Consider the following 14,752-nt stretch of genomic DNA (forward strand, 5'->3'; position numbering starts at 1 on the left):
CATGAACCTCCGTCAGATCTCATAATGAGCCGGCGTCGTTGTGTCGGCATTTAACCATTTACATATTCATCATGTTCGGACCGACAAGCCGTAATCGCAGCATTGGCTTTTGGTAGGGTGAAGTGTGGAATATGAAGTGTGGCAGATCCACTCGGTAAGCAGGTCAGGATCCCTCAACAGATCGCCTGCGAGCCGGGTGCGTGCCGGTTTTTGAGAAGCCAGATTCAGAATGAGAGCTCTATGCAGTCACATGCCGTCTTTCAGAGCGTTCTCGTTCGCTTTTTGCGATCATTCGTGCGGGGACGATCAACCTTCTCTGAAAACGAATTGAGCGTTCAAAATTGCTCACAAGGCCCATAGCAGGGTGCGGCGCTCGTCAATGAGCGTGAGCTCGCTCCTTACCGAACGGAGAAGGACGCGATGGTGTTAACGTTGAAGAACACTAGGTACCTTGCGCCTTGAATTCGGCAGATTGGCAGCTCACATCTCTGGTATGGACCGGGCGCGTCGTGGGCTAGAGCCCACCTTGGGCATTCCCTTCGGGTTGAGTGCCCCCTCTTTTACATAGCAAAGGGAGCTGGGATTGCACCATTTGGGCTGCGCTAGGGAATATCGAATTGATGAGTTTGCAACGATTTACGGCCATCGGATCGCCGAGGCAGCCGATTATCATAATCGGTTCGAGCCGTTGCGCAAAGATATCGACAAGTTCATGGAGGTTAAGGCTGAGTCTGACGAAAACAGACGACGCTCAAGGTTTAAGAGCGATACGGGCGACTGGTAGCGAACGGTCGGAAACGGTCAGCGCCGGCTGCTTGAGCCGGCGCTATGCATGGAGATCCAAGGAATCATCAACCCTTCGACGACTTAGACTTCGATCCTGATTTTGCCGTGGAACTTCCAGACTTGCTATTGCTTGACGACTTAGAGCCGGAGTTCTTGTGACTCTGTTCACCTGCCTTGACGTGCTGTTCGTGGTTTCCGCCCTGTGGCATAGGATTCTCCCTTCTTATAAGACCAGGATTGGTCTCTTGCTTAATCACTGATCACGGAATGCGTTCCATCCGCGGAAAAAAATAGCGGCTCTGACGGCCCACCGATATGTGTTTAGTCCCTGGAGATAATCTGCGTTGGCCCTATAGCGATGAAGGCGAGGCCGTATCAGCCGGCACGACGGATGATGCGAATTCCGCGTGCATTGTATACGCGCTGAACGGCGGCCGTCTTTTTCGAGGGGATTTCCCTCGACGACGCGATCAATCGCATGACAGGTGACAAACCGCAGCGCCAGCTATGACATGATCTCGACCTCCCACACATCGCCGCAGATGCCATGGCTGTGCCGCTCGCAGCCGAGCTCACCTCAAGGCATCGAATGCACAGCGACAGAAAGCCTTTGCCAATCGCGCACAACTGCCGGGAGCAGCCGTGCATCAAGCGCATGTGCGGATAATGACGCCGATCCTTAGCACCCGTGCAGAACGACCCCATCCGTCTGCGACTGGTTTGATAGCGAACGACCTTGTGTGAAACGATGTACGTCGAAAACTAACCGGGCCGGTTCAAACAGCCTCAGCAACGAGCAACTTGTGGGAACAAACTTCGCAAGCGCTAGTTTGGGTGGCCAAAAGGAGGATGTCATGGATGAGATTGGAAAACCAGTCCCGAAGGGCGTGGTCGACGTCAGTCGTGACTTTGTTGGTGTTGAAGAGCACAATGTCAACGTTGAAAAAGAGCTGAGCCGGTTGAGGAAGCAAGTTAGTCATTTGCGAACGCGGGCAGAAAATCTTGGTCTTAATGCTCGCGAACACGTCGGCACTTCAAATGCTTTAATTGCTAGCTGTATGTTCTCAGGGATTCTGTGCGCCTTTCTGGCTTTGGGCCAAGGCCTTGCCGTGGCCCGGCGACGGAGACGGCGCACTTTTCCAGCCATGAAGTACCTACGGATCCAAAGCTAATGATGCGATCCGCTGGAGCGGCGGTCTGAGGCCGGCGCGCACGATCCAGAGATTTCAGTAACGCACAAACGACGTGAACATTGCTTCAGGCTATCGCAAGCAGTTTGAAGATTAATTGAACGCGAAGGCTGTGCGGCGCCGCAGTATGCCATAACGATATACCGTTATCCGGAGTTTCAAATGAAGATCCATTTTACGTACGATGAAGGCCGCGGCGTTCAGCACGATGGAACATATGAGTTCACGGACATTGCCGCTGCGAAGGCCGAGGCTGTGAGATTTATAGCCCAAACATTAAGCGATAACACCGTAGGGGAGAAGACGTCAGCGTGCGCCGTCGCCGGCTTTGATGAGACCGGCAGTCCAATTTTCACCGTTCGCATGGATCTAGTGATTGAGGATGCAGCAATTTGATGCTTTAGGTCCCTGCCGTTGCGATCATCAGCTTCAACGCCTTTGCCTGCAAAGTGACAGCAATGTTGCGGCAAAAGCTCGAGGTCAACGGTTGCATCGCATTATAGGTGGCTTTATCCGACCAGTGATATCAGTAAGGGCGCCTCCGTTGGTTGCTAAGAGCCACCTTAAAGTCTCCTGATATAGCTCCCTCAGGTGGCATTGTCGCCAGATTTTGTTCCGCTTCCTGCGCCAGCTGATATGTCTTCCTTGTCTTGGAGCTTTTTGTGGCTGGCATAGCGCGCTGCCTCTATACCCTGCGGAAAGCCGCTGCGGTCGCTATAGCTGCGGACCTTCCCATTTTCCCTGCGGTGCCGTGCTGCAATAGCGCCCTTTGCAATGAGATCTAAAAACGTCACGCCGGCAACTAATAACAGTGCCAAAGCCGCATTGCCGCGCTTGCGGTTGTCGGGTCGCATGGCGGTTGCCAAAGTGGCGATGTCCAGAGCGTCGCCCACGATGCGGCTTTGCAGCCCAGCCTGCCGATCGACAGACAGCGTCATGATCCCCGACGCTACCTCACGAACGCCAAAGGCGCGAACCAGATTTTCGTTGCCGCGCATGCCGAGCGCGCCTGTGATCTTCTCTGCTGCAAAAAGCTCTACTAGTCCTAATCCGATGCTGAACCAGCCGAGATCGCGGGCCAGTCGATCTGCGGACCCGAACGAGCTTGGGCCGGCCTCAATTAGCCGCGGATCGCCTGCCGGGCGGCTCATGGAGTTGAGAAATATCATATCGAAATCTCCTTACGGTTTCAGAACAACCTTGATGCAGCTGTCTCGCTTGTCGCGAAAGACCTTGTACATTTCTGGCCCCTCTTCGAGGCTGGCGGTGTGCGTGATTACAAAAGAGGGGTCGATTTGTCCTTCCTCGATGCGGCGCACGAGGTCGTCGGTCCAGCGACGCACATGTGTCTGCCCCATCCGGAAGGTCAGACCCTTGTTCATGGCCTGACCCATAGGAATTTTGTCAACTAGACCGCTATAGACCCCGGGGATCGAAATGATGCCGCCAGGGCGGCAGACGTAGATCATCTCACGCAGGACATGCGGCCGGTCGCTTTCCAGCATCACCATCTGCTTGGCGCGGTCCAGGAGAGTGTCCGGTTGACCCATCGACACATGACTCTCGAGACCTACGGCGTCGATGCATTTTTCTGGTCCCTTACCTTGCGTCAGTTCGTTGAGGCGCTCTACAACGCTTTCCTCCTCGAAATTGATGGTCGTTGCACCTCCGGCTTCAGCCATGGAAAGCCGCTCCGGAATGCGATCGATGGCAATCACCTGCTTTGCTCCCAGAAGTACGGCACTGCGGATCGTCATCTGACCAACCGGCCCGCAGCCCCACACGACGACGGTATCGGTCGGCTCAATGTCGCACTGCGCGGCCGCTTGCCAACCCGTCGGAAAGATGTCGCCGAGAAACAGCACCTGCTCATCGGTAAGACTGTCCGGCACCTTGATGTGGGTCTCGTCTGCGAAGGGTACCCTAAGATATTCGGCCTGACCGCCAGGGTAACCTCCTGTTAGATGGGTGTAGCCGAACAAACCCGCCGTCGTATGGCCAAACACCTTATCCGCCGTTTCCTTGTTACGGTTCGTGCGCTCGCAGACGGAGAAGTTGCCGCGCTTGCATTGCTCGCATTCACCGCAGTTGATCGTGAAGGGTACGACGATACGATCGCCCTTCTTCAGACGTCCGTTCATCTGCGAGCCGGTCTCGACGACCTCTCCCATCATCTCGTGTCCCATCACATCGCCCGGCTTCATCGCGGGGATGAAATTGTGGAACAGGTGAAGGTCGGAGCCGCAAATCGCACAACTCGTCACCTTGATGATCGCATCGCGGGGATGTTCGATCTCAGGGTCCGACACAGTATCGCATCGGATGTCTTCTTTGCCATGCCAAACGAGTGCGCGCATCACAATCTCCTGCCGCTGTTTCGTTGATCGCTGGTGAGTGGTCTGCGTCTTGAAGTGAAGAGACACGCATCACCGACCCATCGCTAGGCCGCCAACAACAGTGTTTCGCAGAAGTTCCCTGAAGTTTTTTATCTCTGCGCGGGGTGAAGGAAGTCCACTCTTCACCCGGCTGAGCCATCCATTCGTTAAAGGTGCCGTCGGCCGTCAGGCCAGACGCTCCTAAAGCCTCCACGGCAGGCCAAGCGCACAGGAAGGTTCCGCTGGCAAGGTCCCTTGGTACGCTATCGCACAGTGCTGATTTAAGTCGGGATTAACGAGAGGGAAGATAACGTACGTCACCAGCGTAGAACGAGGCATGACGCCGACTGGGGCCCATGTTCAGCCGGGCAACAATAACTGGTGCCCTATCGTGAATACGCCCAAATACCTCGTGAAATTCCGCCTGGCAGTGGTGATTGTCAGTTGCCTTCTCATCATCACGTATCTCGCAATTCTTGGCCTTGTTGTTTCTGGCGCCTTTCGCTCGATGGCCGACACTGCGGACGCAATTGATGACAAGCGGGCGATTACTGCAGCAAATGGCGCGCTTGAATCTCTACGCACGCATCTCGGGGCAACCGTGCGGGATAACGCGTATTGGGATGACGCCTATGAGAAGATGGGGGCTCCAGATGCCGTCGAATGGGCGACGGAGAATTGGGGATCGACCACGGTCGACTATCCTCTCTACGATACCGCCGTGGTTATCGACCCCGAGGGCGAACCGCTCATAGCCTATCACAAAGGTGAACCGCTCCCGGATCTCGTAAGGTTCTTTAAAGGGAAGCTTGAGCCGATATTGTCGGCTGCACGGAAGCCGGACCCAGGTCGCGACGCGCTTCCGGTTGCGTTCATCGAAACCCGCGAGGGCATAGCCGTCGTTGGCGCAGCCGCCATTCAGCCGTATGAGTTTGAGAAGGGCAGCACGCTCGCCAATCTGAAAGTGCTTCTATTTTCAAAGCAGCTTACCGAGGACGTCGTCGCGGATATCAGCAAAACGTTCACGATTGCAGGCCTGTCACTTGAGAGGTCTGTCGATGAGCGTTCTCTTCACGCATCTCTCCGGGATATCGCGGGGCAGGAGATTGCCTATTTCGCCTGGCCCCATGTGGCCCCAGGATCCACGAGCTATGTGCGCGTTCGTCCGGTGTTGATCGTATCGGGGCTTATGCTCTTGCTGCTTCTCGCAGGGATTGCCGTCGCCGGGTATGGGATTTTCCGTGCGGTCAAAAGCGGAGAGCGCGCGGCTGACTACAGGGCGAAACATGACGCCTTAACGGGCTTGTTGAACCGCGCCGGCTTTTTCGAGAAAATGGACATAGCGTTGGAGACAGCTCCAGCAACGACCAGCTTGCACATGATCGACCTGGACGGATTTAAACCCGTTAATGATGCTTGGGGGCATGCAGTCGGCGACCAACTGATACAGGCAGTTGCGGAACGGCTTATAAAAACCCTTCCCAACAATGCCGTGATCTCTCGGCTGGGCGGCGATGAGTTCGCGGTGGTTGGTCGTGGCCACGCCGATCTTGAACGTGATACGATCCATTTGATCCTCAGTGCTTTATCAATACCGTTTGTAATCGGCGGGAGGAGCATCGAGATAAGTGGAAGTATTGGTACGTCGAATACGCGGCAAACGGAATTGGATGCATCTGAACTTCTACGTCAGGCAGATCTCGCTCTTTACCGCGCGAAAGACCGTGGACGTGGAACCAGCGTCTTATTTGATGTGTCGATAGATGAAGACGTCACCAAAACTGCGTTGCTAGAGCAAGAACTGCGCAGGGCACTTGTGAACGGAGATGTCCGTGCCGTGTTTCAGCCTCTAATGGATGCGGCGTCGCGCGAGGTCAAAGGCGTGGAGGCGCTCGCTCGTTGGACGAGTCCCACCCGCGGCGACCTGCCGCCTGATGTATTCATCAAGGTGGCAGAGAAAGCCGGACTGATCGATCAGCTCGGATTCTCAATCCTCAAGAAAACAGTCGCGGAAGCCGCGCGATGGCCGGGTATCGGCGTATCGGTTAACGTCTCACCTTTGCAGTTGAGCAACCCTTATTTCGCCGCGGAGGTTGAAGTCATCTTGACAGCTGCCGGCTTTGACCCGGCGAGACTGACGGTTGAAGTCACGGAAGGTGTGTTGATCGCTAGTCCCGATCTCGCTAAACGTACGTTCTCGACGCTGCGAAGCCTCGGGATCAAAATTGCGCTAGACGATTTCGGAAGCGGTTTTGCTAGCATCGGCGCCCTTCGGGAGTTTGGGTTCGATCGGATGAAGATCGATCGGTCGCTCGTCAAAGCCCTTGACTATGACGGGGATCACAGGCAGGTCCTACAGGCAACGATTGCGCTAGCGAAGGCATTGCGGCTACCGGTCACGGCTGAAGGCGTAGAGACCGAGGAACAAGCCGTAATGGTAAGACTGTCAGGCTGCGATCAGCTTCAGGGCTTTCTCTTCGGTACACCCAAAACCGCTGATGAAATCACATCTTTGTATTTCGCTTCTCCAGATGCATTGGCAAGCCACAGACCTCAATGACCGACAGCCTTCTTCAGGTTCAAAAACCGGAGATTGAGGTTTCCTATGTCCGATTATATTCAAATAAATGCGTCGCTAACGCCAAAGGCCGCGATGCCAATCATGACGGTTAAACCCCCGATCCACTTTGCGCGTCTAACCCGCCGCGTATAAACGCCTTCCCGGTCGTAAGTCATTTTCACTCCTTCATGGCGTAGCCGGTCGTACTGACCTTCCCCGCAGCAGGGGCGCCGCGTGCGAGATATCAGCCTGAAGCTTGCGCCAGACTAGATTTCGCTGTGTCCGATAACGTACGATCACTGCTGCGGAAGTTGCTGGAGCGGCGGTTTTTGCCCCATCGCCGCCTCGATCATGAAAAGGGGCCTCAAAAACTTCTCGCGCCAAACTCGGCGCTCGCTACACCGAACGCCGGTTCTTCAATACGATCGCAAGGATGATCAAGATGAACGCGGCAAGACGTAGGAGATAAATCCAGCTTCGTTCTTCAACTGGCAGATTGGAAAGCGCAAGCAAGGCCTGATTGGCGGCCAGCAGCCAGAACGCGGCGGCAAAGGCCACGAAAAGCGCATCGCGGGTTCGCGCCCAGAACCGGATGAAGAACAATCCGGAAACTAGGAAACCCATCGTAATAAGGCCAGAGACGAAAGCAAACGTGCTCATTCCGACTCCCAAACGAGGCCAAACAGCAATACGCTGACGGCTACCAAAGAGGCTCCATGACGCCAGATCTGGAAGTCGATCTCGGGGAAGATCAAGATGTCAAACAACACCGCGAGGTTGTTGAGCGAGAGAAATGTAAAGCAGAGGCCTGCCCAAAGCAGAAGGCGGGTTTGAGATCGCCGGTACCCTCTTATTAGCAGCCATGAACAGGTGCCGCTCGTGAGGAGGCATAGAAGGTAGATAGCCACTTGAACGATCTGGTTCACCGAGGGGGTTTCCTTAAAAGGAAGGCGTCCGAGAATGACGTGAGCTTAGCGCTCGTACGCCCGAAAATGATGCGTCTGATGTAGTTGGGACGAGCGCGGTATTCTTCCTCCAATTTTGTTACAAATGCAGCGAGGTCAGGCGATACGGCGGCGTAGCGGACAGTCTTTTCATCCAACTCCACCAAGAGGCCTGCGCCACCCAGGCAATGCACCGATTGTGCGACCACCAGGTCGCTGCTTCGCAGTTCGATTACCAGATCTGTTTTTGTCCAGACGCGATCTGGTTGAGAATAAACAAGGAGCAGCATGTCCAGCGACCACACCGAATCAAGACAGTTCTCAACCATCTCGACAAAGTTCGATTCGGGCGGCACGCTTTGCGTCATCCCCAACGGTTTAAAATTTCGCGGCGATCGGATCAACCCGTCGCGTTGAAATTGTGCGGGCGCAGCGCAAAGTACCAGTCGGTTCAGCAAGAAACGTCGCTGTTTTCGCGTCGTCTTCATAAAAATTTTAGGGCGCGTTTCGTACGGTAGATGACGCTGGAAATGACGCCATGGATTTATTCTCCACCCGCCCTAATTACGGCCCGTTGAGTGGAGGGGTTTTCAATGGGCAGGCAAGGCAGCGAAGTTCAGCGCGATCAGAATACGGACGGATTTGATGAGCGCGCGGCGGCGACAATTAAGGGCAGCGATGCTCGCGCGCTTCTTGAGGCGCTGCTTGCCATGCGCAATGGCGATTTCACGGCCCGGATGCGCTCGGACCTGACGGGCATAACCGGTAAGATCGCCGATACGCTCAACGATATTATCGCCGCCAACCAAAAAATGGCCTCCCAGCTCGAAAATGTCGGCCAGGTCGTAGGCCGGGACGGGCGGACAAGCACCCGGGTTCGTCTAGGGCTGGCAGGCGGCTCGTGGTCGGACATGGAAGTCTCGATCAACACGCTCATCGATGATCTTGTCTGGCCTACGGCTGCTGTGACCAGAACGGTTACCGCCGTCGCCAAAGGCGACCTGCTTCAGACAGTCCCGCTCGACGTCGATGGGAGACCGCTGAAGGGGGAATTTCTTCGCTCTGCGGAAATCGTCAACACGATGATCAAGCAGTTGAGCGTCTTTACCTCGGAAGTAACGCGCGTTGCTCGCGAGGTGGGTACCGACGGCAAACTTGGCGGACAGGCTCAGGTCTCAGAGGTGACTGGGGTCTGGAAGGAGTTGACGGAGAGCGTGAACTCCATGGCCTCCAACCTGACGGCGCAGGTGAGAAACATCGCAGAAGTGACGATCGCCGTCGCCAATGGCGACCTTTCTAAGAAAATCACCGTCGACGTGAGAGGCGAAATCCTGCAGCTCAAGGAAGCTATCAACACGATGGTGGACCAGCTTCGCTCTTTCGCATCGGAAGTCACTCGCGTCGCCAGAGAAGTTGGTACCGAAGGAAAGCTTGGCGGCCAGGCACTTGTTCCGGGTGTTGCGGGCACATGGAAGGACCTGACGGACTCGGTCAACGCTATGTGCGGCAACCTGACGGCACAGGTGCGCAACATCGCCCAGGTGACAACGGCGGTTGCGCGTGGCGACCTATCACGCAAGATCACAGTGGATGTTTCGGGGGAAATCCTTGAGCTGAAGGAGACCATCAACACGATGGTCGACCAGCTCAACGGTTTTGCCGGTGAAGTGACGCGTGTGGCGCGCGAAGTGGGTACTGAGGGGCGTCTTGGCGGTCAGGCTCAAGTGCCCGGAGTAGCCGGCACCTGGAAAGACTTGACCGACAACGTCAATTCCATGGCGTCAAATCTGACCGCGCAGGTTCGTAACATTGCGGAGGTGTCAACAGCGATCGCGAACGGCGACTTGTCGAAGAAGATTACCGTGTCGGTTTCAGGCGAAATCCTTGAGCTGAAGGAGACCATCAACACGATGGTCGACCAGCTCAACGGCTTTGCCGGCGAGGTCACGCGGGTGGCGCGGGAAGTGGGCACTGAGGGACGCCTGGGTGGACAAGCGCAGGTGCCGGGGGTGGCCGGAACCTGGAAAGACCTGACCGACAATGTGAATTCCATGGCATCGAACCTGACTGCCCAGGTCCGCAACATCGCTGAGGTTTCGACCGCAATCGCCAGTGGTGACCTATCCAAGAAGATTACCGTAGATGTAAAAGGTGAGATCCTTCAGCTCAAGCAGACGATCAACACGATGGTGGACCAGTTGAATGCATTCGCCGGCGAAGTCACTCGCGTGGCGCGTGAGGTGGGAACCGAAGGGCAGCTGGGGGGGCAGGCAAACGTTCGCGGTGTGGCGGGCACCTGGAAAGACCTGACGGATTCAGTGAATTCGATGGCCTCGAATCTCACAGGGCAGGTGCGAAATATCGCCGAAGTCGCGACGGCCGTGGCTCAGGGCGACCTGTCTAAAAAAATCACGGTGACCGTTTCGGGGGAAATTCTGGAGCTGAAGGAGACCATCAACACGATGGTCGACCAGCTCAACGGCTTTGCTGGCGAGGTCACCCGTGTAGCGCGCGAAGTCGGCACTGAAGGACGGCTTGGCGGTCAGGCGAACGTGACCGGGGTTGCCGGCACCTGGAAGGACCTGACTGACTCCGTCAATTCTATGGCCGGCAACCTAACGGCCCAAGTCCGCAATATCGCCGAAGTGTCGACCGCGATCGCCAATGGCGACCTTTCTCGCAAAATTACCGTCGATGTGAAAGGCGAGATTCTGCAGCTGAAAGAGACGCTGAACACCATGGTGGATCAGTTGAACCGGTTTGCCTCGGAAGTCACGCGTGTGGCGCGCGAAGTCGGCACGGAAGGGAAGCTTGGCGGTCAGGCGCAGGTGCCGGGCGTCGCGGGAACGTGGAAGGATCTGACGGAAAACGTCAATTCCATGGCGTCCAACCTGACCGGTCAGGTCCGCAACATCGCCGAGGTGACGACTGCCGTCGCGCGGGGCGACCTTTCACGCAAAATCACTGTGGATGTGAAGGGCGAAATTCTCGAGCTCAAAAACACCATCAACACCATGGTGGATCAGCTGAACGCATTTGCAGGCGAAGTGACACGCGTCGCCCGCGAGGTCGGGACGGAAGGAAAGCTTGGCGGGCAGGCGCAAGTGCCCGGTGTTGCCGGTACATGGAAGGACCTGACCGACTCGGTCAACTCGATGGCGGGTAACCTGACCGCGCAGGTGCGCAATATCGCTGAGGTCGCGACGGCCATCGCCAATGGCGACCTCAGCCGAAAAATCACCGTCGACGTGCGTGGCGAAATCCTGCTGCTCAAGGATACGCTTAACACCATGGTCGATCAGCTTCGTTCATTCGCAGGTGAAGTCACCCGCGTGGCGCGTGAAGTGGGTACGGATGGCCGTCTGGGTGGCCAGGCCGTGGTGCCGGGGGTTGCCGGTACGTGGAAGGATTTGACCGACAACGTCAACCTGCTAGCGGCAAACCTCACCACGCAGGTCCGCAATATTGCTGAAGTGACGACCGCGGTGGCGCGCGGCGACCTTTCGCGCAAGATCACCGTCGATGTGAAGGGCGAAATTCTCGAACTGAAAAACACCATCAACACAATGGTGGACCAGTTGAATGCGTTCGCCGGCGAAGTAACGCGCGTTGCCCGGGAGGTCGGAACCGAAGGAAAGCTGGGCGGACAGGCGCAAGTGCCTGGGGTTGCCGGCACATGGAAGGACTTGACCGATACCGTGAACGTCATGGCCGCCAACCTGACAGAACAGGTGCGCGGCATCGTCAAGGTGGTCACCGCGGTCGCCAACGGGGACCTCAAGCAAAACCTTACGGTCGCCTCCAAGGGCGAGGTTGCGGCACTTGCCGAGACCATCAACAACATGACGAACACTCTTGCGACCTTCGCTGATCAGGTCACCACTGTGGCGCGAGAGGTGGGCGTCGAAGGGCGGCTCGGCGGCCAGGCGAATGTGCCGGGCACAGCCGGGACCTGGAAGGACCTGACAGGCAACGTCAATCTTCTGGCTGCGAACCTTACCACCCAGGTCCGTGCCATCGCCGAGGTCGCGACAGCCGTTACCAAGGGCGACCTCACACGTTCGATCCAGGTCGAGGCACGCGGCGAAGTGGCTGAGCTGAAGGACAACATTAATACGATGATCGGCAACTTGCGTCTCACCACCGACCAGAATACCGAGCAGGACTGGTTGAAGACCAACCTGGCGCGCTTCACCAACATGCTGCAGGGCCAGCGGGATTTGACGCTGGTCGGCAAGTTGCTTCTGTCTGAACTGGCACCCCTCGTCGGCGCGCATCAAGGCGTCATCTATAAGGTCGATGCTGATGAGTCCGTGCCGTCGCTCTCGTTGCTCTCGGCTTATGCCAATGGACTGGAGACCGCGCATCCTCCGCGGCTGGAATTCGGGCAGGGCCTTGTCGGTCAGTGCGCGGTCGATACGCGCCGCATTCTGGTAACCAATCTTCCCGAGAATGTGGTGCCGATCAGCTCAGGCGTCTTCTCCGCGCTGCCGAGAAGCGCGATCGTCTTGCCTGTTCATTTCGAGGGGCAGGTAAAAGCGGTCATCGAGCTTGCCTCTGCTGGCGACTTCACCGATCTGCAGCTGACTTTCCTAGACCAGTTGACCACCTCGATCGGTATTGTTCTCAACTCGATCGAGGCGACGATGCAGACCGAAGGTCTGTTGAAGCAGTCGCAACAGCTGGCGACAGAGTTGCAAACGCAACAGCGCGAACTGCAGCAGACCAACGAACAGCTGGAGCAGAAAGCGCAACAGCTTGAGGAGCGCAATGTCGAAGTCGAGGCGAAGAACCAGGAAATCGAACAGGCACGTCACGCGCTCGAAGAGAAAGCGACCGAGCTTGCCTTGACGTCGAAGTACAAATCGGAGTTCCTGGCAAACATGTCGCACGAGCTGCGTACGCCGCTCAACTCGATCCTGATCCTCGGCCAGCAGCTGGGGGATAATCCCGATGGCAATCTTTCAACCAAGCAGGTCGAGTTTGCAAAAACGATCCATGGGGCGGGAACCGATCTCCTGAACCTCATCAGTGACATCCTCGATCTGTCAAAAATCGAATCCGGGACCGTTTCTGTCGATGCTGAGGAAATCTTCATCAACAACCTTCTCGAAATGATGTCACGGCCTTTCAGGCATGAAGCGGACAACCGTGATCTGTCGTTCTCCGTCGAGGTGGGGCCGGAGGTGTCGAGAAGCATCATCACGGATTCCAAACGCCTCCAGCAGATCCTCAAGAACCTGCTGTCCAATGCATTCAAGTTTACAGCACAAGGTGGTGTGACGCTGCGTGTTACGTCCCCGGCGGAAGGATGGACGGTAGACCACCCATCGCTCAAGCACTCTCCATCTGTCATCGCCTTTGAGGTGACGGACACCGGCATAGGCATACCGACGGAAAAGCAGAGGCTTATCTTCGAGGCTTTCCAACAGGCCGACGCGTCCACGAGCCGCAAATATGGCGGTACTGGACTTGGTCTTGCCATCAGTCGCGAGTTGGCCAACCTGCTCGGCGGCGAGATCCAACTGCGCAGCGCCCCTGGCGTCGGCAGCACGTTTACCTTGTTCTTACCTCTGACTTATGTCGGTGCAGCGTCAGCGCCTGCAAAAACCGGGCCTGAGCCAACCAACGTCGTTCAACTCGCCGAAGCCGCTGCCGCGCGCCGCGCCGAAAAAACGGTCGAACAGGTAGAAGACGATCGCCAAAAGCTTCAAGCTGGAGATTCGATCCTTTTGATCGTCGAGGACGATGCCCACTATGCCAGGGTGCTAGTCGACCTCGCCCATGACAGCGGCTTCAAAGCCGTCGTTGCAAGCCGCGGCAGTGAGGCACTCGCGCTGGCGCAGGAATACCAGCCGGCCGCGATCTCTCTCGACATTTTCCTTCCCGACATGCTGGGATGGACCGTTCTTAGCCAGCTCAAACAGCAGGCTTCAACCCGCCATATACCCGTCCAGATCATCAGCCTCGACGAAGACAGGCAGCATGGTCTGACCCGCGGTGCCTTCGCCTTCATGACCAAGCCGACGACCAGTGATGGCGTCGGAAAAGCTTTTTCGCGGCTCAAGACCTATGTCCAGCCTCGACGAAAAACCCTTCTTCTCGTTGAAGACAGCGACGCAGAGCGCGTGAGCGTTACGGCGCTACTTGGACACGATGATATCGATATAAAGAGCGTGTCCACAGGCGCAGATGCCTTGGCCGCTCTTAAGGGGGGAACCGCCGACTGCGTTGTGCTGGACTTGTCGTTGCCTGACATGTCGGGTTTCGAGGTTCTCGAGAAAATCCGCGACGATGAAGAGATAAGTGAAGTTCCCGTGGTCGTGTTCACGGGTAGGGAGCTGTCTCCGGAGGAAGATGCCCGGCTCCGCACGATGGCGCGTAGCGTGGTCGTAAAGGGGGTGGAATCGCCCGAGCGCCTGCTCGACGAGACAGCGCTGTTCCTGCATCGCGTGGTCGCCGACATGCCACCAGCAAAGCAGACGCTGCTTGAAGAGTTACACAGTTCCGATGAGGATCTGCTTGGCGAAACCGTGTTGCTGGTCGACGATGATGCCCGTAACATTTTCGCACTCAGCAGCGTCTTGGAACGCCGTGGCATGCGGGTGCTGACGGCAACCACCGGCAGCGAAGCCATAGCAGTGCTTCAAAATGAACCCTCGGTCGCCATCGTCCTTATGGATATCATGATGCCGGGGATGGATGGTTATGAGACAATGCAGGTTATTCGTGCGGACCCGACCTTCCGTCGCCTGCCAATCCTTGCGCTGACGGCCAAAGCGATGAAGGGAGACCGCGAGAAATGTCTGGAAGCCGGCGCTTCGGACTATCTAGCAAAACCGGTCAATACCGAGCAGCTCTTGTCGGCTCTCCGGATGTGGCTACACCGGTAGGATA

9 protein-coding genes are annotated in these 14,752 nt (G+C 56.6%); 4 read left to right on the forward strand and 5 right to left on the reverse strand.

Features of this window, described 5'->3' with window-relative positions; translation table 11 throughout:
- Positions 1 to 1,640: 1,640 nt before the first annotated feature.
- On the forward strand, positions 1,641 to 1,958 hold the full coding sequence (locus BLX89_RS24405) for a hypothetical protein (RefSeq protein ID WP_143523705.1): 318 nt from the start codon (positions 1,641 to 1,643) through the stop codon (positions 1,956 to 1,958).
- A gap of 180 nt (positions 1,959 to 2,138) precedes the next feature.
- Entirely contained in the window at positions 2,139 to 2,372 is a 234-nt protein-coding gene (locus tag BLX89_RS20585; protein WP_075292850.1) for a DUF6894 family protein, read from the forward strand.
- Positions 2,373 to 2,563: 191 nt separating this feature from the next.
- On the opposite strand, the gene BLX89_RS20590 is transcribed toward BLX89_RS20585, so the two are convergent.
- Both BLX89_RS20590 and BLX89_RS20595 read right to left on the reverse strand, forming a co-directional pair.
- Entirely contained in the window at positions 2,564 to 3,127 is a 564-nt protein-coding gene (locus BLX89_RS20590; protein WP_342587605.1) for a hypothetical protein, read from the reverse strand.
- A gap of 30 nt (positions 3,128 to 3,157) precedes the next feature.
- Positions 3,158 to 4,333 (reverse strand): zinc-dependent alcohol dehydrogenase, encoded by a 1,176-nt coding sequence (locus BLX89_RS20595; RefSeq protein WP_075292853.1) that lies wholly within the window; start codon positions 4,331 to 4,333, stop codon positions 3,158 to 3,160.
- A gap of 409 nt (positions 4,334 to 4,742) precedes the next feature.
- Here BLX89_RS20595 and BLX89_RS20600 point away from each other — a divergent pair, with 409 nt between their 5' ends.
- Positions 4,743 to 6,911, forward strand: a complete 2,169-nt coding sequence (locus tag BLX89_RS20600; RefSeq protein ID WP_075292946.1) for a bifunctional diguanylate cyclase/phosphodiesterase — start codon at positions 4,743 to 4,745, stop codon at positions 6,909 to 6,911.
- Between the two features lie 396 nt (positions 6,912 to 7,307).
- Here the strand turns inward: BLX89_RS20600 and BLX89_RS20605 are convergent, their stop codons facing one another.
- From BLX89_RS20605 to BLX89_RS20615, 3 genes are read right to left on the reverse strand one after another with little or no spacing between them, the layout of a single operon-like run.
- A complete protein-coding gene (locus BLX89_RS20605; protein ID WP_075292854.1) occupies positions 7,308 to 7,571 on the reverse strand; it encodes a DUF5985 family protein in 264 nt (87 codons plus the stop codon).
- On the reverse strand, positions 7,568 to 7,837 hold the full coding sequence (locus tag BLX89_RS20610) for a DUF5985 family protein (RefSeq protein ID WP_143523706.1): 270 nt from the start codon (positions 7,835 to 7,837) through the stop codon (positions 7,568 to 7,570). Before BLX89_RS20610 ends, BLX89_RS20605 begins: the two co-directional genes overlap by 4 nt.
- Positions 7,834 to 8,343: a hypothetical protein gene (locus tag BLX89_RS20615; RefSeq protein WP_143523707.1), complete on the reverse strand. Its 510-nt coding sequence runs from the start codon at positions 8,341 to 8,343 to the stop codon at positions 7,834 to 7,836. Before BLX89_RS20615 ends, BLX89_RS20610 begins: the two co-directional genes overlap by 4 nt.
- Before the next feature lie 105 nt (positions 8,344 to 8,448).
- Between BLX89_RS20615 and BLX89_RS20620 the strand changes: the two genes are divergently transcribed.
- Positions 8,449 to 14,748, forward strand: coding sequence for a HAMP domain-containing protein (locus tag BLX89_RS20620; RefSeq protein WP_075292856.1), 6,300 nt, complete (start codon positions 8,449 to 8,451; stop codon positions 14,746 to 14,748).
- Positions 14,749 to 14,752 lie beyond the last annotated feature (4 nt).

The sequence above is a fragment of the Pararhizobium arenae genome, from assembly GCF_001931685.1.
Taxonomy (GTDB): domain Bacteria; phylum Pseudomonadota; class Alphaproteobacteria; order Rhizobiales; family Rhizobiaceae; genus Pararhizobium; species Pararhizobium arenae.